The following is an 18,654-nucleotide window of genomic DNA, read 5'->3' as shown; positions in this document are numbered from 1 at the left end:
ATAAATACACACGGCGTGCAATTCCAATGATCAGGACCGTGAGACGATGAGCATTGCCTATGACGCGGCTTTCTCCGTCGAGGGAAAACATCTCCTTCTGACCGGTGCCGGCGGGTACCTGGGCTCGGCCATGGCTCGTCTTCTCGTCGCCGGGGGCGCACACGTCATCGGGGTGGGCCGCAACGGCGACCGGCTGCAGCGCCTCGCAGAGGAGCTTGCCGCAGGTCCGGGCCGGTTTCGTCCCCTCGTGCTCGACATTGCCGACGAGGCCGGCATGATCAAGGCCTTCGAGGCACTCGATGTGCCGCAGCTGGACGGCCTGATCAACAACGCGGCCATCGGCAAGACCGGATCGCTGCGATTGGCCGACAAGGCCACCTACATGGAAATCTACGACGTCTCCGTGGCCTCGGTCGCCGCGAGCATCCGACTGCTCCTTCCGGCCCTCCAGAAGGCCGTGGCGAACAGCGGAAGCGCCTCGATCGTGAACGTCTCCTCGATGTACGGCATCGTCAGCCCCGATCCGCGGGTCTACGACACCGAGGCCGGCCGCAATCCGCCCTTCTATGGCGCAGCCAAGGCGGCCCTGCTTCAGCTTACCCGCTACTCTGCCTGTGAATTCGGCCCGCTCGGCATCCGCACGAATGCCATCAGTCCCGGCCCCTTTCCCTCGGCCGAAGCACAGCAAAGCAATCCAGCTTTCGTCGCCCGCCTGGCCAACCGCGTGCCGCTGGGCCGCATCGGGCAACCCGAAGAGGCCGCGGGCGTCGTTGCCTTTCTGCTGAGCGACGCCTCGCGCTACGTGAACGGTGCCAACATTTCCGTCGACGGCGGCTGGACGGCATGGTGATGGACGCGGCGGGCTTTCCCGGGCCGCCCTCCCGCCGTCTCGAAGCCGTTTTCCGGGCTGATGCGTCCGCCGCCATCGGCACCGGACACGTCCATCGCTGTCTCGGCGTCGCGGACGAGCTGAAGGCACGCGGTCACGGCATTACGTTCGTCTGCCGCAGCGAGCCGGGCCACCTGGTCGACCTGATTCGCGATCGGGGATTCGACTGCGTCGTCCTGCCCGCGGGGATCGGTCCGGAGGAAGATGCCCGCCGTACGGTGGCCGTTATCGAGGTGAAGGGCGCGCCCGTCGACTGGGTGGTCGTGGACCATTACAGCCTCGACGCGGGTTGGGAGAAGATCGTGGGACGGGCCACGCGGAGGCTGTTCGTCGTCGACGACCTGGCCGACCGGCCGCACGACAGCGACGTGCTCCTCGACGCCAGTCACGGCGAGGATGCCAACACCCGTTACGACGGGCTCGTGCCGGCGCGAACCAAGCTCTTGCTGGGACCGCGTTACATCCCGCTGAGGCGGGAATTCTTCGGCAGGCCCCAGGTGCTGCGCGGACCCCGGCCCGTCCGCCGGATCCTGATGACGTTTGGCGGCAACGATCCGCTCGACATGACGGGTCGGGCGCTTCGGGCGCTCGACCATCCCGATTTCTCAGCGATTGCGCTCGACGTCACCGTCGGCACGTCCAATCCGCGCCTCGAAGAGGTCCGCCGGCAGGCCCAGGCCATGCCGCAGGCGACACTCCACGTCCAGCATCCTCAGCCGTCGATCCTGATGGACGCCGCCGATCTCTGCCTCGGTGCAGGCGGCACGACGAGTTGGGAACGATGCTACCTCGGTCTTCCCAGCCTCATCGTCGTCCTGGCGGACAACCAGCGGGAGATCGCCGAAAGACTGGATCGCATGGGCGTCGTGCGATCGCTCGGCGACGGCAACCGGCTGACGGTCGAGGATTTGCGGGCGGCCGTTCAATCTGCGATGGGGGATCAGGCTTGGCAGCTTGCCTCGTCGCGCGCGGGCCAGGCGCTGGTGGACGGCGGCGGCATCGCGCGCATGGTACGCGTCATCGAGGAAATGGGCGGATAAGTGGGCTTCGACCTGAGATACGGCGACTTCCGGCTGCGGCCGCTGACCGTGGCCGATGCGGCGATGACGATGGCATGGCGCAACCAGCCCTCGATCCGCGCGTCGATGTACACGGACCACGAAATCAGGCTCGATGAACACACGGCCTGGATCGGCCGCGCCACTTCGAACGACACCTGCAGCTATCACATCTGCGAGTATCGTGGACGTCCCATCGGATCGGTGGGCTTCTACGCGATCGAGCGCAGGCACGGCCGTGGGGAGTGGACGTTCTATATCGGCGAACCCGACGCCGTTCGCGGCTCCGGCGGCGCCATGCTGTTCATGGCCGCCGACCATTTCTTCGACGGTCTCGGGCTCTCGAAGCTTTGCGGCGATGCGATCTCTTCCAATCCGCGCAGCGCCCGGCTTCACGAAAACCTCGGCTTCGAGCTCGAGGGCGTGCGGCTTCGTCACCTGCGGCGCGGCGACGAGATGCTCGATGTCCGTCTTTATGCGTTGTTTGCCGACAAGTGGAAGTCCGCCCGGCAGCAGCAGTTCTCGACCTTGTTTTCAGCCAGGTGATCGTGCGCAAGATTCTCTTCACGGGCGGCGGCGGCGCCGGCAACGAAGCCATCAACCGTCATTGGCACGGCCGCTACGAAATGTATTTCGGCGACGCCGACCCGACGGCGATCGCCACCTCGATTCCCGCCGACCGTCGCGTGCGGTTGCCCTTCGCCCGCGATCCGGCGTTCGTTCCCGAAATCCTTCGCCTGGCGCGCGAACACGCGCTGGACCTCGTGGTGCCCGGCGTCGATGAGGAATTACTCCCGCTCGCGCGCGCGGCCGGCGACAGCCCGGTACCGTTCCTGCTGCCGTCGGCAGGCTTCGTGGAGTCGATGCTCGACAAGTACCGCGCCGAGCAGTTGATCGCCGAAGCGGGCCTGAGCGCGCCGCGCACAGTCCTGTTCGACCGGGCGGAAGAACTCACCTTCCCCATCATCGCCAAGCCCCGGTCGGGACGCGGCTCGCGTGGCGTGCGGCAGCTCACCGATCCGTCGCAGCTCGCGCCCTATTTCGCGCTGAGCGGCGTGCCGGCCAGCGACGACCTCGTGGCCCAGGATTATGTCGAGGGCCAGGAGTACACGGTGTTCGTCGCGGCCGATCGCACCGGCAAGCTCGCCGCCGTCGTGCCCGTGAAGGTGCTGATCAAGCGCGGCATCACCATCCGCGCGGAGACCGACGCCACGCCGGAGATCCTCGACTATGTCGAGCGGTTCCAGGGCCATTTCCGGGCGTCCGGCGTCTACAACATCCAGCTCATGCTGACCGACGACCGGAAGATCTATCCCTTCGAGGTCAATCCGCGCGTTTCGACGACCTTCTGCCTGGCCGTTTCCACGGGCTTCGATCCGATCGCCGCCTTCCTCGACGGCGCCAAGGGTGATGTCTTCGTGCCCGACCGGCACTATTCGCTGCAGCGATCCTGGTCGAACGAGATCACGCCGCTTTGACCGGCGGCCACGTCCACGGCTCGACCAGGGCCGACGGCACCGGCGGCAAGGCTTCGCGTACCAGCGCGATCTCGTCGGCGGTCAGCGGCGGCTGCTCGAACAACCGAAGATTCTCGGCAAGCTGTTCCGGCCGCTCCACGCCGACGACGCATCCTCCGATCCAGGCCTGCCCTCGCACATAAGCCACGGCCAGGTCGCGCACGCCGCGGCGCTTCAGGCGCTCCGCCGCGATCTCCAGGGATCGTGCCAGTGCTGCCGGCTCGTAGCCGGGCACATCGGGCCAGGCCGCCGTTTGAGGATTGGCCAGCAGCCCCTGCAGGAAAACGCTGCGAACATGGAAAGCCCGCCCGGCGGCATCCTTCTCCAAGGCGGCGGGCCACCGCCGGTCGAGGAGATTGTAGGGAAGCTGGATGTGCTCGAAATCGCGGTGGGTCATCACCTGCGCCAGCTCTTTCGGCACGTTGACCGACGCGCCCAGGGCTCCGATTGCCCCCTTCTCGCGCCAACGCCGCAACTCGCGCAAGACCGCTCCTCCGAAGGCGTCGGCATGATCGGGCCTATGAAGCATGAGCACCGGCAGCCGATCGAGATGGAGATTGGCCAGGGATGTCTCGAGCGATTGCCGTACCGTCGAGGCGACGTCCGCTTCTCCCGCTTCCGGCGTGAGATCCTGCAAGGGCGAGAGCTTGGTCAGGATCCGCAGGTCTCGCACGCCATGTGCCCGCACGAACTCGCCGATGCGCTGCTCGCTGAGGCCATAGGCGCGCGCCGTATCGATCTCGCGGACCCCGCTCGCGTACGCAGCCTCCAGCAGGCCGAGCGCGGCTTCGTCCGACAGATTGCCGACCGCATTGGTGCGGCCATAGGCCAGCCCAAGCTGCGCCGTCCCCAGGACGAACCCCGCCGCCACGCCTTCAGGCCTGCGGAAAGCGGGTCGCGATCTTCAGCTTGGCGATCAGATCCGGGTCCTGCAGGTAGATCTGGCTGATGCCGCCGTTGAGGGCAGCGATCTCCGGCCTGGAATCCAGCACGCCGATCACGTTGCGCAGGTCGGCCACCTGATTGCGGCGCTCCAGTTCGGCATAGAGCGCCTCGTACATCTTCAGGTCTTCTGGATAGTCGAGCGTCAGCCGGTAGTTCGTCCGCACGAGATCGGCCGGCAGATCGACCCAATGGATCTTGAAGTGCTCGGGATTGTTCTCGACATACTGGTTCATGTACTCGGAATAGACCGCGCCGCCGCTCAGCCGGTCGATACGACGCAGCGCCTCGACATTGAAGATCTGCGGCGCGGAGCCAGGCGCCTCGGCCCGCACGCGGGTGAAGTCGGCGCCCGACGCAAAATGCTCTTCGAGCAGAATCTTCGTGATCTCCGGCGACATGGTGAGGCAATCGGCCGTCGCCCGGATCACCACGTCGATATCGTAGGCATCGCAGGCGCCGAGGTAGCGCTTGATCACGTCCTCGGGCTCGCCCTTCCAGAACTTCACCCGGCCACCCAGCGTATGCTTTTCCAGCACGCTGTCCTCATCGGTCGTCGACGTGGCGAGCACGACGGTGCGGACATACGGAAAACGCAGGCAATTCTCCAGCGTGCGCTCGACGCTCGGCACGCCATGGACCGCCAGTGTCGCCTTCTTGGGCAGGCGCGTCGACTTCATGCGGCCGGCCACGACCGCCGCGATGTGCGCGCCGCGAAAGTCCTCCCGAACGACCGGCGCCTTCGCAGCAAGCGGTCGCGCCAGGATATGGAACGACCGCTGCAGGCCTTCGATCTCGGCCATCGTGAGACCCGGGCGGTCGGTGCGCCTGTACAGCAGGTCCTCGTGCGCCACGAGTTGGCCCTTTGCCAGGCCGCTCCGCACGATCGGTCGCTGGACGGTCTTTTCGAGATAGGCGGCCTCCGCTGCCGCGATGAAGCGATCGTCGAAGCTGCGCGCCATCAGCGTGAGGTCGCGGCCAAGCTCGGCCACCTCCGCGGGCTCCAGCGCGGCGGATCCGTCGAGCGGCGCCGTGGCCCGGTCGATGCAGACATGCTTCTCGATGATCGTACAGCCCAGGGCCGCCGCAATGAGCGGCAGGCGGCGGGCAAACGGGTCGTTCGCATCGACATGGTCGGCGAGCGCGATGTCGAGATCGGGGAAGGCCGCGCGCAGGACCGGAATCTTGTTCAGGAGCGCATCCTCGACTGCGGTGGGATAGGCCTGGAAGCCGACCTGCAGGGCAATCCGCCCCGGCCGTAGCACGCGGAAGCGACGGACCGCTTCCGAAATCCGGCCGACTTCGTAACCAGCAATGTTCAGGGTGAGCGTCTTGTCCGAAAGATCGAGGGCCGCCAGCGCGGTAAGAACCTCGTGATTCTCGAGAATCGACGACTGCAGCTTGATGCCGTCGACTTTGTCCAGGTTCTCCGACAGGACGCGGATACAGCTCAGGTCGGCGCCCTCGAGCCACACCGCTCCGATCGCGGCCTTGGCGCGGTCAATGATATCCGCCCAGCGCGCCGCCGGAATCTCGAGCTTCTGATAGGTCCCGAAGTAGGAGAAGTCGGGCAGCGAGAGCGTTTCCGCCGAAATGGGATGAAACTTGATCGCCTGTCTCGCGTAGGTCTGCTTGCCCAGCGCATCGACCAACGCGATCAGGCTATCCGGGTCTCCGCCATGCACGTTGGCCGTTTCATAGACGAGCAATGGTGCTTTCACGGTAGATGTCCCCGTTGCGGATCAGGCCGCGCGCTTCACGAGTCCGGCCAGTGCATCGACCACACGCTGTACGTCGGTGTCCTGCAGACCCGGATACAGCGGCAGCGAGAGGCAGCGACGATAGTAGGCGGCAGCGCCCGGCAGATCGAGCTTGCCGTAGCGTTCGACATAGTAGGGCTGCCAGTGAACCGGCACATAGTGCACCTGGCTGCCGATGTTCTTTTCGCGAAGCGCCGCCATCACGTCGGCGCGGCCGAGGCCCAGGCGCTCGAAATCGAAAAGACCGACATAGAGGTGCCAGCCAACCCGCGACCCCGACGCTTTCGAACGCGAGAGCGGCTTGATGTAGGGCGACAGGGGCACGAGGCTGCGATCGTAGAGATCGACGATCTCCTCGCGCCGCTCGATGAACCGGTCGATACGCTTGAGTTGCGACAGGCCGAGCGCGCTCTGCAGATCCGTGAGCCGGTAGTTGAAGCCGATGTCCGGCATTTCATAGTACCAGGGGTTCGGCTTGCCATCCGGCGAGAAGGCCTCGTCCCTGTTCCGGAAGAGCTGCGGTTCGCGCACCATTCCGTGGCTGCGGAAGCGGCGCAGCCGGTCACCCAGTTCGTCGTCGCTGGTCGTGACGGCCCCGCCCTCGCCCGTGGCGATCGTCTTGACCGGGTGGAAGGAGAAGACCGTCATGTCGACGCCCGATCCCGAGCCCACCGTCACCTCGCCGTCGCCGCGCCGCATCCTCGTGCCGAGCGCATGACAGGCATCTTCGACCACCATGAGGCCGGCAGCCCGCGCTGCATCGCGCACATCCGCCGGATGTCCTGCGAGATGCACAGGGAACACCGCCCGCGGACGCAGCCCCAGGGCCTTCGCCCGTGCGAGGGCATCCTCGAGATGCTGCGGCTCCATGAGCGCGGTATCGGGATTCACATCCGCGAAAACGACCTCGGCGCCGACATAGCGGACCGCGTTAGCCGTCGCCAGGAACGTGATCGACGGAACGATCACGGCATCCTTCGGCTGGAGGTCCAGCGCCGCCGCGGCGATGTGCAGGCCGGTCGTGCCGTTGGAGCAGGCAACCGCGTGCGTGGCGCCGGTAAGCGTCGCGAGTTCCTTCTCGAACGCATCGACCGTCGGCCCCTGCGTCAGCCAGTCGCCGCGCAGTACCGCGACGACGGCCTCGATGTCCTCGTCGCTGATCGACTGTCGCCCGTACGACAGGAACGGGCCGGAGCCCCCGTCGGTCACTTGATGTCCCGCAGGAACGCCTTCAGTTCTTCGTCCGAGACCCAACGATTGTTGTTGTCGCTGGAGTAGCGGAAGCCGTCGGCGACCCGTTCGGCACCGTTACCGACATAGCTGTCGCGCTTCCACCAGTTGAACGCCGGCTCGATGACGTAGCAATCCTCGAGTTCGCAGGTCTGCCGCGAATCGTCCTCGCCGACCATGACCTCATGCAGCTTCTCGCCGGGGCGGATGCCGATGTTCTTCATCGGGATCGTCGGCGCCATGACACGCGCCAAGTCGGTGATCCGCATGCTGGGGATCTTCGGGACGAAAATCTCGCCGCCATGCGCGGCGTTGATCACGGAGGCCGCGAAATCGACGCCCTGCTGCAGCGTGATCCAGAAGCGCGTCATGCGCTCGTCGGTGATCGGCAGATGATCGGCCTTCTGCTCGACCAGCCGGCGGAAGAACGGAATGACGCTGCCACGCGAGCCGACCACGTTGCCGTAGCGCAGCACGGTGAAGCGCGTGCCGATCGAGCCCGACAGGTTGTTGGCCGACACGAAGATCTTGTCGGAAGCGAGCTTGCTCGCGCCGTAGAGATTGATCGGGTTGCAGGCCTTGTCCGTGGAAAGGGCGAGCACGTTCTTCACGCCGTTGCGCAGCGCGGCATGAACCACGTTCTCGGCGCCGTTGACGTTGGTGTGCAGGCACTCGAACGGGTTGTATTCGGCGGCGGGCACATGCTTCATCGCGGCCGCGTGCACGACGCAGTCGACTTCGCGCATCGCCATCTCGAGGCGGTTCGCGTCGCGAACGTCGCCGATGAAGTAGCGGATCGCCGGATAGTCATGCAGGTCGAAGCGCTGTTGCATTTCGTACTGCTTGAACTCGTCGCGCGAGTACACGATCACGCGTCGCGGCTTGGACCGCTCCAGTACGTTCTTGATGAACAGGTTGCCGAAAGAACCGGTCCCGCCCGTGATCAGCACGGACTTGTCATCGAAGAACGAATACGCCTTGTCGTTAATGACCCGCACCCAAAACCCCTTGTCTATTGGAAGGACGGGCTCTGCGCCCCCGGCCTTTATTATACTACGTCAACCGCGGCGTATTCGAGCATTTCGCTGAGGCGGCTTCCCAGGTCGCCCTGCGGCAGACCCAGCGTGGACTGAAGCGTGCCGAGGTCCATCTCGAAGGACGGATGCGGCACGTCGTACTCGATCTGTACGCCGGCAATCTCCCGCAGGCGCTGCACGAGCAGGGAAACGGAGAGCGGCCCTGCATAACCGACGTTTGTCACGAACCCCGGTCCAGGCTGACGCAACGCGGCCCGGACCATCGTGGAGGCCGCATCGTCGACATGCATCGCCGACCACATCAGCGGCTGTGCTGGCAACGTCGGCGTCCTCCCCTTCCTGATCGCCTCGCACAGTGCGTAGACGAGGCCGTTCCGTCGCGGCGGGCCGAAGAGCCCCGGAAGCCGCAACGCAACAGCACTGCAGCCGGCGGCGGAAGCCAACAGGGCTTCCGCTTCGAGCTTGGCGCGGCCGTAGGCCGATCGCGGATCAACGCGATCCTCGCGCAGCGGTTCCATCTCTCCGGGCCCGTAGACCGTCATCGACGATGCGAAGACGATGTTGGCGACACCGGCATCGACCAGATTTCGGACCATTCTCACGCTGTCAGCACCCGCCTCCGCATCATCGTATCCGCCGGCGTTCCTGGGAACCGCCGCCGCACAATGGACGACGACGCGGGGAACTGTCCGATCCACGACATTGCGCACACTGCCCGCATCCAGAAGATCGCAGGCAATATCCGATCCACCGCCGCGTGCCAGGCCAAGGCTCTCGACGCCCTTCGCCCGCAGTTGGCCGATGACCCGGCCTCCGAGATAGCCTCCAGCTCCCGTGACCAACACGGGGCCGGAGATACCGTCGCTACGCACGCTTGAGCTTGAAGATCCTTCGCTTTCCATCGATGCCGATTTCCTCGACCTTGCCCAGCCCGGTCTTCTCGGAAATCAGCTTCACGAAATCGTCGGGCGACAGCGGCCGGTAGGCCGACTTCATCGGAAGTTCGCCGTCGTCGTGGGACTCGAAGATCATCATCTTGCAATCGAGCTTCGGCAGGAAAGCCTCGAGTTGCTCGGTCGTTTCCTTGCGCTTGAGCGAATGATGGAGAACGTTGAGCGCGAAGATGACGTCGTGCTTCGTATTGGGCGTGTCGTAGTACGAACCCTCGAAGAGGTCGAACTTCTTGCCCCAGAGTTCGCGGAGCTCGCGAATGACCTGGACGCACTGCTTGTTGCGCTCAACGGCGGTTACCGTATAGCCGAGATCGTCCAGCCACAGCGAGAAGGCGCCGAAGTAAGCGCCGATGTCGAGCGCGGTGCCGCCCTTGTACTCAAGATGCGGACCGATGATCGCCTGCCGCTTCTTGGGCAGATGCTTCGACGGCCAATCTGCGAAATCCGGATGCGGGATCTGGGCATAGAGCCTGCCCTTGGTGCTCATGATGTCCCGGACGACCTGCTTGAGACTCTCGGATGCCGGTTTCGGATACTGAGGTGCCGCCATTGATATCTAGCCTTTTCTGCGATGAGCGCTGGAATTAGACCGCGAACGATGGATTAGCAAGGACATGCGCCGAAATTCGGGCGGGTTGCATCTTAGTCTCAATCGGCCCCTTTCCCGTATCGACTTGCGAGCTCCACAATTCGTCGACGCAACGCAACGAGGCCGGGATGGATGCGGATTCTATCCGTAGCCATCTCCAGGCGCTCCCGCCCATGCCTTGTGCGCAGGGCCTCACTCTGAAGAGGGAAAAAATCCGCCGTAATTGTTTGCCCGCGAGCAAACGTCTCACCGGAAATGCAATTTACAAAGCCCCGATCCTCCGCCCGCAGGCACAGGTCCAGCACGGCATCCCACACACTGCCGAAGGCGACTTCTTCCAGAGCACCGACCGCTCCCAGCATGGACCGTCTGATCGCGACGCACGGTCCGTCGACCCAGGGAATCAGGAGGTAGCGACCGTCCGACGCAGCGGCGCAGAGGGCTGATACTTCGTCGACCGGCAACCTCTCCAGAGTCTCGACGGCAGCGACTTCTCCCCCCTCCGCAAGCAGGGCGGTCGAAAGAGGACCGATTACCCCCAGCCGCGGCGCCTGCTCGCCGGTCGCCACAAGCTTGCACAGCGCATCGGTCGCGAGCGTCGTGCCGCCTTTCAGAAGGACGATCCAATCGCCGTCTGCTGCCTCGAGGATCGCATTCACCGAAACCACATCGGCCTCTCGCCCGGCAAACACGACCCGGCTGCCACGCCGATCGAACCCCGCCAGCAGGCGGGACGCATCCGAAGTTTCATCTTCGCCGAGAATCACGAGTGTCAACGAAAGGGCCCCCAAGCGGACCTCACGCCTCTCGGCGGACAAGGGTGGCAACGTGGGATCGGGTTGGAGCCTGAACTGCAGGTGCGGCGCCGAAGTAAGGTGCGGATGATTACGCGCGTGCACACCCGGCGGTGCGAGGGTGGCGACGATTCGGGACTGGCGGCGGGCGGCGATCGGAAAACTCACCTGATCGCGTGCGCTGCCCCGCTCGATCTCGCGCCACCAATCGGTCATGAGGGCGATACATGAGGGATCGTGATGCCGCCGCACCATGACCGACGTTTCCCACAGGCCGGAACCAGCCGGATGTCCCTCCATCCGATAGTGCCCCAGTTGCCGGGCGATGGCCTCAGCCTCCGGGTCCTTGCGCCCGATCCACTCATCGCCCTCGTCGAACACGCAGTCGCGCGTCGGGTGACTGAAGACCCCTACCGCGGAGTCATCCGTGAGGGCGTCGACGAACCGGCCCGCATCGCCGCGCACGCCGATATTGGCGTCGATCCAGAGGCTGTGCCGGTACTCGGGAAAGTAGAGATGGGGATGCAGCTTCGCGTGTCGCGCGGCTCGCCGGGGATCCGGATGATCGTAGATCAGCGGCCGCACCTTCCAGCCTTTCGCGTCGAGAGGCTGATCGCTGAGAAGCACGAAATCACAATTGTCGGGTACGAACTCCGGGGCACGCACAACGTCGTAACCACCGGCGACCGCCGTATAGATGACGCATCGTCCTGTCGCCCGCTCCCGTCCCGATGGCACCGGAACGACGGCAAGCGGCGGCGGCACCACCGCCGAAACCGACTGCCCAAGCCTGTCGCGCCATGCCTGATGCTCGACATGGTGAAGGAAAGGATCGGCGGCCCAATGGAGTCCGGTCGCAGCGTGCCGGTAGGCGGCGGGGTCGAAGCGCAAGGCCGGACTGAACCCCTGCATCCATCCCGTCAGGCAATAATGCAGCGCCGGATCCCGCGCGGCGCCGCGGCGCGCCCCGGGCTCGACCTGCTCGAGATAGAAGTCCCTCTCGATCGCCGCGTCGATCGCGCACACCCAGCGATGCAGCACTAGTCTCGCAAGTGCCCGATAGCCGGGTAGCGCCATGATCCCCAGACTGTCGATCAGAAAGCGCGCGACCCTGGGCGCAAAGCGCTCTGTCGCCACGCGCACGCGGCTCTTCAACCGGATCAAGGAGAACTGCAACGCCCCTCTTGCCGTTTTCATGGCGACACCGCCGGGACGCAGTCGGCGACGTTTCTCTTCTGCTCCGGGCGCATGCTACGGCAATATCACTTGATATGCCGGGGATATAGTCCTACACACGCGCCTGGTCACCCTCGCAGTTCCCAATGAATTCAATGACTTATCCGAAGCCGGCCTCGGAAAGCCTGAAGCAGGCCGTTCGCGAGATCATCGGCGGCGACGGAAAGGCTTATGCGGAAATCCCGCATCCGGATTTTGCTGCCTGGCCCTCCAAGCGTAAGGCCGCCAAGCGTCAGAAGCTCATCGAGCCGCATCTAGAGTACCGCGGGGGTACGGCGCTGGATATCGGCACCTATCTCGGAGCGTTCTCGCACTGGCTCGAAGACCTCGGCTATCGCGTCACGGCCGTCGAACGCAATCGCCAGTGCGTCGCCGTCGCGCGTCAGCTGCGCGATCTCTCGGGCAAGACATTCGAGATCCAGGAAGGCTCCTTCCACGATCTCGTCCAGACCAAATTCGACGTCGTGCTCGCCCTCAACGTGTTCTACCAGTCACTGAGGCGGCCGAATTCCTTCGCACAGCTCGAGGAGTTCCTGCCGCGGCTCGACTGCCACATGATGATTTTCGAGTCGCACGATCCATCGGCGCTTCCTCCTGTCGAGGGCCGGCCGGACATGTCGCCCGAAGAGTTCGTGCGATTCATCGCCGACAGGGCAGGCTTGTCGGACGTCCAGGAAATCGGCAAGGACGGCCCGAGGACGCTCTACAAGCTGAAGCGTTCTGCCGACGGCCGGGCGAAGGACGCAACCATCGAGATCAAGCCGGCCGCGCCAGTCAAGAAAGCCGCGCCTGCCGCCAAACCGAGGCCGGCCAAGGAAGCAAAACCCGCCAAGGAAGCCAAGCCACCGATCACCGTGGCTGGTCTCGCACTGATCCTGGACGCGGGCGTGGAGAAGCTCGTCGGCGATCACATCGGCTGTGCAGTCCGCCAGCTCGACAAGAAGGAACACATCCGGCCCAAGGTCTCGCAGGGCAAGAGGCGGTACTTTCGGCACAGGCTCGAAACGGTCGAGGCGAAGCCGAGGCAATTGACCGTCTTCTCCAAGAGCGGCGTCGGTGCTCCCAACTATCTCCTTCAGATCGAATCCATCTTCAACGACGTCAGGATCGAGGAGTTTCGCGCACCGCATTTCTACGGCATCGCCGATCTCGCCGATGGCCAGCGAGAAGGACGCGTCGGAGTCTGGGAGTTCATCGCCGGCGAAACCTATGCCGTCCAGCAGGCGAGCCGCGAGATACTCCACAGGCTGGTCAAGGCGGCGGCCGGGATCGGCACGGCCACCGAGAACGCCAAGGTGCGCGTTCCGAGGCTTCGCGATCGCGTGCGCTTTGCAAAGCCCCTGGCGGCCGCGGTCGAGACGACCCTGGGCATCCTCGAAACGCGCGGCGTGGACACCTCGTCCTTGAGACCACAGGCGGACCGCTTTGCCGCGCACGAAGAAAGCGTACTGGCGCGGCTGCGCGACATCGGCAACACCACCCTCTGTCACATGGATTTCGGCAACGGCAACGTCGTGTTCCCCGAAACGGGACCGCCGATCGTCATCGACTGGGAATCGGCCTGCCTCGGCCCGCCGGCGAGCACTTTGCGCAAGCTCGCCATGGTCCATGCGGAAATCCACCCCGAACTGGCCGCGCTGTACGCGAAGACCGTTCAATCCCTCGGCGGCCAGGCCAATGTCGCCGACGCGCTCTTCGCGATGCGGGCGGTTCAGGTCTACTACTCGCTGGACTGGGGATGCCGGCGCGATCCCAACGAAGGCAACATGGTGGAACACGCGATCCGCTGGGGTCTGACAAACCTCGACTTTCTCGAGATCCCCTAGCGCGTCCTACGGCCCCTTCATCTTCGAGAGGAGGTCCGCCGGGATACTCCACTTCATGGCCACGATGCCGGCCGTCGTTTCGCTCGTCTCGCGCCCCGCCACGATCACGCCACTGCTGCAGGCCTCGTTCATCGCGATGCTGGGATAGCCGGAGCGATGGGTGAAGCTGCCGACATTTCCGATGATGTTCTGGCCGCTCCACGCCTTCGCGCTTTCCAGCGCGGCCGCCGCCGGAGCATACCGCACGATAAGGCTGTTCGGCGTCGGCGGCGGCGAGGATCGTGACGCGCGTGCCATGTAGACCCACACCACCGTCGCCTGCGAGCCGCAGCGCATCGTCTGCATCGCCGGACTGACATAGCCACCGCTCCAGTCGGCGTTCGTGCCGCCCAGATCGGCCCAGGTCTTTCCGCCATCGCGCGTCACGAACTGGCGCATCGAGGACCCGCCCTGCCCGCGCGTGGCCCCGCGCGCGATGGCGATCCAGTCCATGTCCGACACGATCGCGACCGCCATCTCGTTGTAGTCGGTCTCGGGCGGCGTCCGGACGATGAGATTGGCCATCCAGGTCCTGCCGAGATCCGAAGAGACCAGCGCCCAGTTGTCCTCGCCGGCATAGGCCATCGCGACCAGCTTTCCGGACGGCGTCGCCTGGATCTGGCCCCACAGGCGAAACGTGGTCCGGGGATTGGCGCCGGTGAACTGGATCGGCTCGGCCTTGCTCCATGTGACGCCGTTGTCGGTCGAGATCCGCCGCAGCGAGTCCGTCCGGCCATTGTCCGGATTGACCCGGACATAGACGGCCATGAACGTGCCATTGGGCAGGCCGGCCAAAGCCCCGACATAGTAGAACGTGTCGTCGCTTCCGATGCCGTCGGCGAGGACGATCGCGCCCGACCAGTTTCCGCCGCCATCGTCGGAGTAGCGAAACTCCATGTTCGACGGCACGACGCGTGGACCGACGCTGATACGGCCCGCCGTCGCGCCGTCGACGGCGATACTGCTGACGCGCTTGTAACGCTGCCGCGTGTAGGCACGCTTGGCGCCAGCGCCGGCGACGGTCTCCTCGATGCGCCGGCCGTCCCGATCCTCGCCGACGATCGTGAACCTGCGGGCCGTCTCATCTTTCTCGACGCTGATCGTGAGCTGGCCCGCCACGGGCAGTTCCGCCGATCCGCCCCTGGCGTAAGTCCCGTTGATGCTGAGCTGAGCCGGCCCTGCACCGTGAGGCTTCTGTGACTTCGCTATTCCCTGATTGTCGCCGGACCCGTGATTGTAGCCGCGATAGTAGAGCACGCCGAGCCGGCCGCCCTGCCCGCGGGCAAGGCGCGGGAAATGGGAGTAATCGCCTTCCGCGACCTTGATCTCGCCCGCCTGGACGGCGTGGCCATAGTCCTGCTTCTGGGCCCAGCCTTTTCCTGCGGCGAGGAACGGAACGGCCCACGAGATGCACAGGGCGAGCAGGATTTTCCTGAGGAACAACATGAGGCATCGCTCCGGAATTGGCCCAGCGGCGAGACTATCGGCGCTAGCCGACAATTGTTCAACGTCAGCCGATCCACTAATCTCGCCGCTACATTTCCTGCCCACCAATCGATGGCGCCACCGGCCCGACAGGCCGCCGGTCGCGTGGAGCGAGACATGAAAAGCACCTTCAAGATCGACAATACGCCCGTGGGCGACGGCGCTCCGTGTTACGTGATCGCCGAGATCGGTTCGAACCATAATCAGGATTTCGCCCTCGCCCTGAAGCACATCGACGCCGCCGCGGCTGCGGGGGTCGATGCGGTCAAGTTCCAGACCTTCAAGGCCTCGACGCATATTTCCCGCTACGCCGAATCGCCCGCCTATCTCGACAAGAAGGACCTCCACGAGCTGATCCATTCGCTCGAACTGGACCGCTCCTGGCACGGCGCCCTGAAGAAGCACAGCGAGGAGCGCGGGGTCACCTTCCTGAGTTCACCCTGCGACCATGAGGCGGTCGCCGAACTGGCGGCGCTGGGCATGGCGGCCAACAAGGTCGCCTCTTTCGACATGCCCGACCTGGACCTTGTCCGCGTCGTCGCGGAAACGGGCAAGCCGACGATCCTGTCGACCGGTCTCGCCGACTGGATGGAGATCCAGCGTGCCGTCGACACCTGCAGGGCCGCCGGGAACGAGGATATCGTCCTGCTGCAATGCACGTCGATCTATCCGGCGCCGCCGCACCTTTCGAACCTGCGCGCGATGGCGACAATGCGCGACGCGTTCAACGTCATCACGGGCTATTCCGATCATACGCTCGGCGACAACATGGCATGTGCCGCGGTCGCAATGGGCGCCTGCATGATCGAGAAGCACTTCACGCTGGATCGCAATCTGCCGGGGCCGGACCACTCCTTCGCCTGCCAGCCGGAAGAGCTTCGCGAGATGGTGCGCAAGATCCGCGAGATCGAGGCGGGACTTGGCGACGGCGTGAAGAACGGCCCGCGCCCGGAAGAACAGGAAATGGCCGACAAGGCCCGTCGCAGCATCCACGCCGCCACCGACATCAAGGCCGGCGAGGTGATCCGCCGCGAGATGCTGGTCAACAAGCGCCCGGGTCACGGCATTCCGCCGCATCTTCGCGAGCACATCGTGGGCCGCACGGCACGCCAGGACATCAAGGCCGATGCGTGGCTGACCTGGGACGTGATCTGAGCAACGTCGTCCCCGCTCCAGCCGCGCCGATCCTCGCGACGGGACCCGACCCGTGCGCGTGATCGTGATCGGCCGAAGCGGTCAGCTTGCGCGTGCCCTCGCGGAACGGGCGAGTGGCGACCTTGACGTCGTCCGGCTGGGACGTCCCGACCTCGATCTCGATCTCGAGACGGTTCGCGATATCTCCGATCGCCTCTCCTCGCTCCACCCCGACATCATCGTGAACACCGCGGCCTTCACCGATGTGGACGGCGCCGAGCGGACACCCGAGGCGGCCTTTCGGGTGAATTGCGACGGCGCCCGCCGGGTCGCCGAGGCCGCGGCGACGCTGGGCGTGCCACTGGTCCACCTGTCCACCGAGTATGTCTTCGACGGCGGAAGTGATCGCCCCTATCGGGAAACCGACCCGACCGCTCCGCTCAACGTGTATGGCCGCTCGAAGCTGTCGGGCGAGGCCGCTGTCGCCGAAATCACGGCCGACCATGCGATCCTGCGAACGAGCTGGCTCTACTCACCCTACAGCCGCAACTTCTTCACCAAGGTGCTGGAGAAAAGTCGCGGCAGCGCGGAAATACCGGTGGTCGCCGACCGTCTCGGATCGCCCACTACCGTCTTTGAACTTGCGCGCGGCATCGAGCAGGTCGCCCGCAATCTCCTGGCATGGCGGCACAGCCGCCGCGGCCGGGGCATGTTCCACATGACCTGCGCCGGCGAGACGAGTTGGGCAGGCTTCGCGTCGGAGATTCTGCGGAACAAGGGCTGCACGGTGCGGCCCGTCACCTCCGACAGCTTCGTCGAACTCGCCCGCCGCCCGATGAATTCACGCCTCTGCAACGACCGCCTGTCTGATGTGCATGGGGTCGCACTGGCGCGCTGGCAGGACGCCCTGTCCGAAGTTTGGACCCGTTACGGCGACGTCGGCAGGTAATAGGTCGCCCCGCGGCTGATGTCGAAGTAGGCGCCGGTGAAGCCGCGCAGCAGCGTCAGGGCCTTCTGGATCTGGGCGGTCTCGGCATTGGCCACCAGCACGATGTCCTTGTCGCGCAGCACGATGTTCTGCGCGAAGAAGTAACCGTTGGTCTGTGTGAGATCGACGCGATAGATCACGCGGGTCTGCGGCCCCGACAGATTGCGGGTCTCGTCCGTCTGCACATAGGCGGTATCGACCGCCGCCGTGTCCGAGGCGATGATCGAGCGGGCCAGCGCCGACGGTTCGTTGCGCAGGAGGTAGATGCCCGAGAGATCGCCGTAGGCGTCCATGGTGCCGCCGGCGCGGGCGATGCCTTCCGCCAGGGTCACCCGTTCGGACTCCATGCCGTACTGTGCCACCTTGGTAACGGCTCCCAGAACGACGAAGGTCTTGGGATTGCGGGTGAGCACGACCGTGTCGTTGGGCCTCGCGACGATGTTGTCGGGCGGGCTGGTCAGGACCTGCTGCAGGGGGATCGATGCCACCGTGTTGCCCCGCATGACGCGCACATCCATCTCGAAAGCCGGATAGCGCGGCCCACCGGCCTGAGCGATGACGTCGAGCAGCCTCTCGCCGCGCAGGGTCAGCGGAACCAGACCAGCCTTGTTGACCTCGCCCCCCACCGAGACGGTGTTGGAATTGTTGTTGAGGACCGAGACGAGGACCTGCGGCTTGACGGTCTCGGGCGCCAGCAGTCGGGCGATCTCGTCGGCGGCCTGCGTCGGCGTGCGGCCGGCGACCCGGACACGGCCGACGAAGGGAATCAGGATCTGGCCATCGGGCTCGATCAACTGTCCGGGCAGACTGGTGCCCTGGGCCGCCGTCGAGGGAAGCTGCGTCGTCGCGCCGCCCGTCGAATTTCCGAACAACGGCGAGCCGCCGGCTTCGTAGATGCTGACGCCGACAACGTCGCCCGGTTGGAGCGCCACGGTCGGACGATGGTTCTGGAGGCGGAAGGAGCCCGGGAAGCCGTCTGTCTTGAATTGCGAAAGCGATCGCACGACCGTCGGCGTGACTTTGACGAGGTACATATCGAGGGTCGGATCGCTCGATCGCTCGACCTGGCTCTTCGTCGGACCGGCTGAAGGAAGAGCACATCCGGCCAAGGCGAAAGCGCCAAGGATCAGGACGACGAGCTTTGACAACGACATGCGGTCACGCACTCACGACAGAT

General features: G+C 65.1%; 16 protein-coding genes. 7 read left to right on the top strand and 9 right to left on the bottom strand.

Features of this window, described 5'->3' with window-relative positions; translation table 11 throughout:
- The first annotated feature begins 46 nt into the window (after positions 1-46).
- The 4 genes from KQ910_RS16965 to KQ910_RS16950 are packed head-to-tail and all read left to right on the top strand — an operon-like array spanning position 47 to position 3,425.
- Complete coding sequence (locus KQ910_RS16965) at positions 47-850, top strand: SDR family NAD(P)-dependent oxidoreductase (protein WP_216962753.1); 804 nt, start codon at positions 47-49, stop codon at positions 848-850.
- Positions 844-1,929 carry a UDP-2,4-diacetamido-2,4,6-trideoxy-beta-L-altropyranose hydrolase gene (gene pseG / locus KQ910_RS16960; protein ID WP_216962750.1) on the top strand — a complete coding sequence of 362 codons (1,086 nt, stop codon included), beginning with the start codon at positions 844-846 and terminating at the stop codon, positions 1,927-1,929. The genes KQ910_RS16965 and pseG overlap by 7 nt, the downstream gene beginning before the upstream one ends.
- Positions 1,930-2,493: a UDP-4-amino-4,6-dideoxy-N-acetyl-beta-L-altrosamine N-acetyltransferase gene (gene pseH, locus KQ910_RS16955; protein ID WP_216962747.1), complete on the top strand. Its 564-nt coding sequence runs from the start codon at positions 1,930-1,932 to the stop codon at positions 2,491-2,493. It begins immediately after the preceding gene.
- Positions 2,494-2,495: 2 nt separating this feature from the next.
- Positions 2,496-3,425, top strand: a complete 930-nt coding sequence (locus KQ910_RS16950; protein WP_216962744.1) for an ATP-grasp domain-containing protein — start codon at positions 2,496-2,498, stop codon at positions 3,423-3,425.
- Here KQ910_RS16950 and KQ910_RS16945 read toward each other — a convergent pair.
- The 7 genes from KQ910_RS16945 to KQ910_RS16915 form a co-directional block, all read right to left on the bottom strand.
- On the bottom strand, positions 3,412-4,335 hold the full coding sequence (locus KQ910_RS16945) for an aldo/keto reductase (protein WP_216962741.1): 924 nt from the start codon (positions 4,333-4,335) through the stop codon (positions 3,412-3,414). The genes KQ910_RS16950 and KQ910_RS16945 overlap by 14 nt on opposite strands.
- 4 nt (positions 4,336-4,339) lie before the next feature.
- Positions 4,340-6,127, bottom strand: a complete 1,788-nt coding sequence (locus KQ910_RS16940; RefSeq protein ID WP_216962738.1) for an N-acetylneuraminate synthase family protein — start codon at positions 6,125-6,127, stop codon at positions 4,340-4,342.
- 21 nt (positions 6,128-6,148) lie between these two features.
- The gene (gene pseC, locus KQ910_RS16935) at positions 6,149-7,375 is read right to left on the bottom strand and encodes a UDP-4-amino-4,6-dideoxy-N-acetyl-beta-L-altrosamine transaminase (protein ID WP_216962735.1); all 1,227 of its coding nucleotides are present in this window, start codon (positions 7,373-7,375) and stop codon (positions 6,149-6,151) included.
- Positions 7,372-8,394, bottom strand: coding sequence for a UDP-N-acetylglucosamine 4,6-dehydratase (inverting) (pseB, locus tag KQ910_RS16930; RefSeq protein WP_369408356.1), 1,023 nt, complete (start codon positions 8,392-8,394; stop codon positions 7,372-7,374). Before pseB ends, pseC begins: the two co-directional genes overlap by 4 nt.
- A gap of 50 nt (positions 8,395-8,444) precedes the next feature.
- Positions 8,445-9,335 (bottom strand): NAD-dependent epimerase/dehydratase family protein, encoded by an 891-nt coding sequence (locus KQ910_RS16925; protein WP_216962732.1) that lies wholly within the window; start codon positions 9,333-9,335, stop codon positions 8,445-8,447.
- Positions 9,298-9,936, bottom strand: coding sequence for a class I SAM-dependent methyltransferase (locus KQ910_RS16920; protein WP_216962729.1), 639 nt, complete (start codon positions 9,934-9,936; stop codon positions 9,298-9,300). Before KQ910_RS16920 ends, KQ910_RS16925 begins: the two co-directional genes overlap by 38 nt.
- Positions 9,937-10,034: 98 nt before the next feature.
- Positions 10,035-11,966: a glycosyltransferase domain-containing protein gene (locus KQ910_RS16915; protein ID WP_216962727.1), complete on the bottom strand. Its 1,932-nt coding sequence runs from the start codon at positions 11,964-11,966 to the stop codon at positions 10,035-10,037.
- Between the two features lie 125 nt (positions 11,967-12,091).
- Between KQ910_RS16915 and KQ910_RS16910 the strand changes: the two genes are divergently transcribed.
- Positions 12,092-13,831, top strand: a complete 1,740-nt coding sequence (locus tag KQ910_RS16910) for a class I SAM-dependent methyltransferase (protein ID WP_216962722.1) — start codon at positions 12,092-12,094, stop codon at positions 13,829-13,831.
- Between the two features lie 6 nt (positions 13,832-13,837).
- On the opposite strand, the gene KQ910_RS16905 is transcribed toward KQ910_RS16910, so the two are convergent.
- On the bottom strand, positions 13,838-15,316 hold the full coding sequence (locus KQ910_RS16905) for a sialidase family protein (protein ID WP_216962719.1): 1,479 nt from the start codon (positions 15,314-15,316) through the stop codon (positions 13,838-13,840).
- 156 nt (positions 15,317-15,472) lie between these two features.
- Here KQ910_RS16905 and KQ910_RS16900 point away from each other — a divergent pair, with 156 nt between their 5' ends.
- Complete coding sequence (locus tag KQ910_RS16900; protein ID WP_216962716.1) at positions 15,473-16,510, top strand: N-acetylneuraminate synthase family protein; 1,038 nt, start codon at positions 15,473-15,475, stop codon at positions 16,508-16,510.
- 52 nt (positions 16,511-16,562) lie between these two features.
- On the top strand, positions 16,563-17,438 hold the full coding sequence (gene rfbD, locus KQ910_RS16895; RefSeq protein ID WP_216962713.1) for a dTDP-4-dehydrorhamnose reductase: 876 nt from the start codon (positions 16,563-16,565) through the stop codon (positions 17,436-17,438).
- Here rfbD and KQ910_RS16890 read toward each other — a convergent pair.
- Positions 17,417-18,631, bottom strand: a complete 1,215-nt coding sequence (locus KQ910_RS16890) for a polysaccharide biosynthesis/export family protein (protein WP_216962710.1) — start codon at positions 18,629-18,631, stop codon at positions 17,417-17,419. The two genes, rfbD and KQ910_RS16890, sit on opposite strands and share 22 nt — an antisense overlap.
- Positions 18,632-18,654 lie beyond the last annotated feature (23 nt).

Origin of the sequence: Reyranella humidisoli (assembly GCF_019039055.1) — a bacterium.
GTDB lineage: Bacteria > Pseudomonadota > Alphaproteobacteria > Reyranellales > Reyranellaceae > Reyranella > Reyranella humidisoli.
The sequence above is the reverse complement of the archived record's forward strand: the minus strand, read 5'-3'. Positions and strand labels throughout refer to the sequence as shown.

Excerpts from the sequence above, each read along its gene's own strand:
- KQ910_RS16910 (WP_216962722.1), top strand. The coding sequence starts at position 12,092 with ATGAATTCAATGACTTATCCGAAGCCGGCCTCGGAAAGCCTGAAGCAG.
- KQ910_RS16915 (WP_216962727.1), bottom strand. The coding sequence starts at position 11,966 with ATGAAAACGGCAAGAGGGGCGTTGCAGTTCTCCTTGATCCGGTTGAAG.
- KQ910_RS16890 (WP_216962710.1), bottom strand. The coding sequence starts at position 18,631 with ATGTCGTTGTCAAAGCTCGTCGTCCTGATCCTTGGCGCTTTCGCCTTG.
- KQ910_RS16905 (WP_216962719.1), bottom strand. The coding sequence starts at position 15,316 with ATGTTGTTCCTCAGGAAAATCCTGCTCGCCCTGTGCATCTCGTGGGCC.
- KQ910_RS16900 (WP_216962716.1), top strand. The coding sequence starts at position 15,473 with ATGAAAAGCACCTTCAAGATCGACAATACGCCCGTGGGCGACGGCGCT.
- KQ910_RS16920 (WP_216962729.1), bottom strand. The coding sequence starts at position 9,936 with ATGGCGGCACCTCAGTATCCGAAACCGGCATCCGAGAGTCTCAAGCAG.
- pseG (WP_216962750.1), top strand. The coding sequence starts at position 844 with ATGGTGATGGACGCGGCGGGCTTTCCCGGGCCGCCCTCCCGCCGTCTC.
- KQ910_RS16925 (WP_216962732.1), bottom strand. The coding sequence starts at position 9,335 with ATGGAAAGCGAAGGATCTTCAAGCTCAAGCGTGCGTAGCGACGGTATC.
- KQ910_RS16965 (WP_216962753.1), top strand. The coding sequence starts at position 47 with ATGAGCATTGCCTATGACGCGGCTTTCTCCGTCGAGGGAAAACATCTC.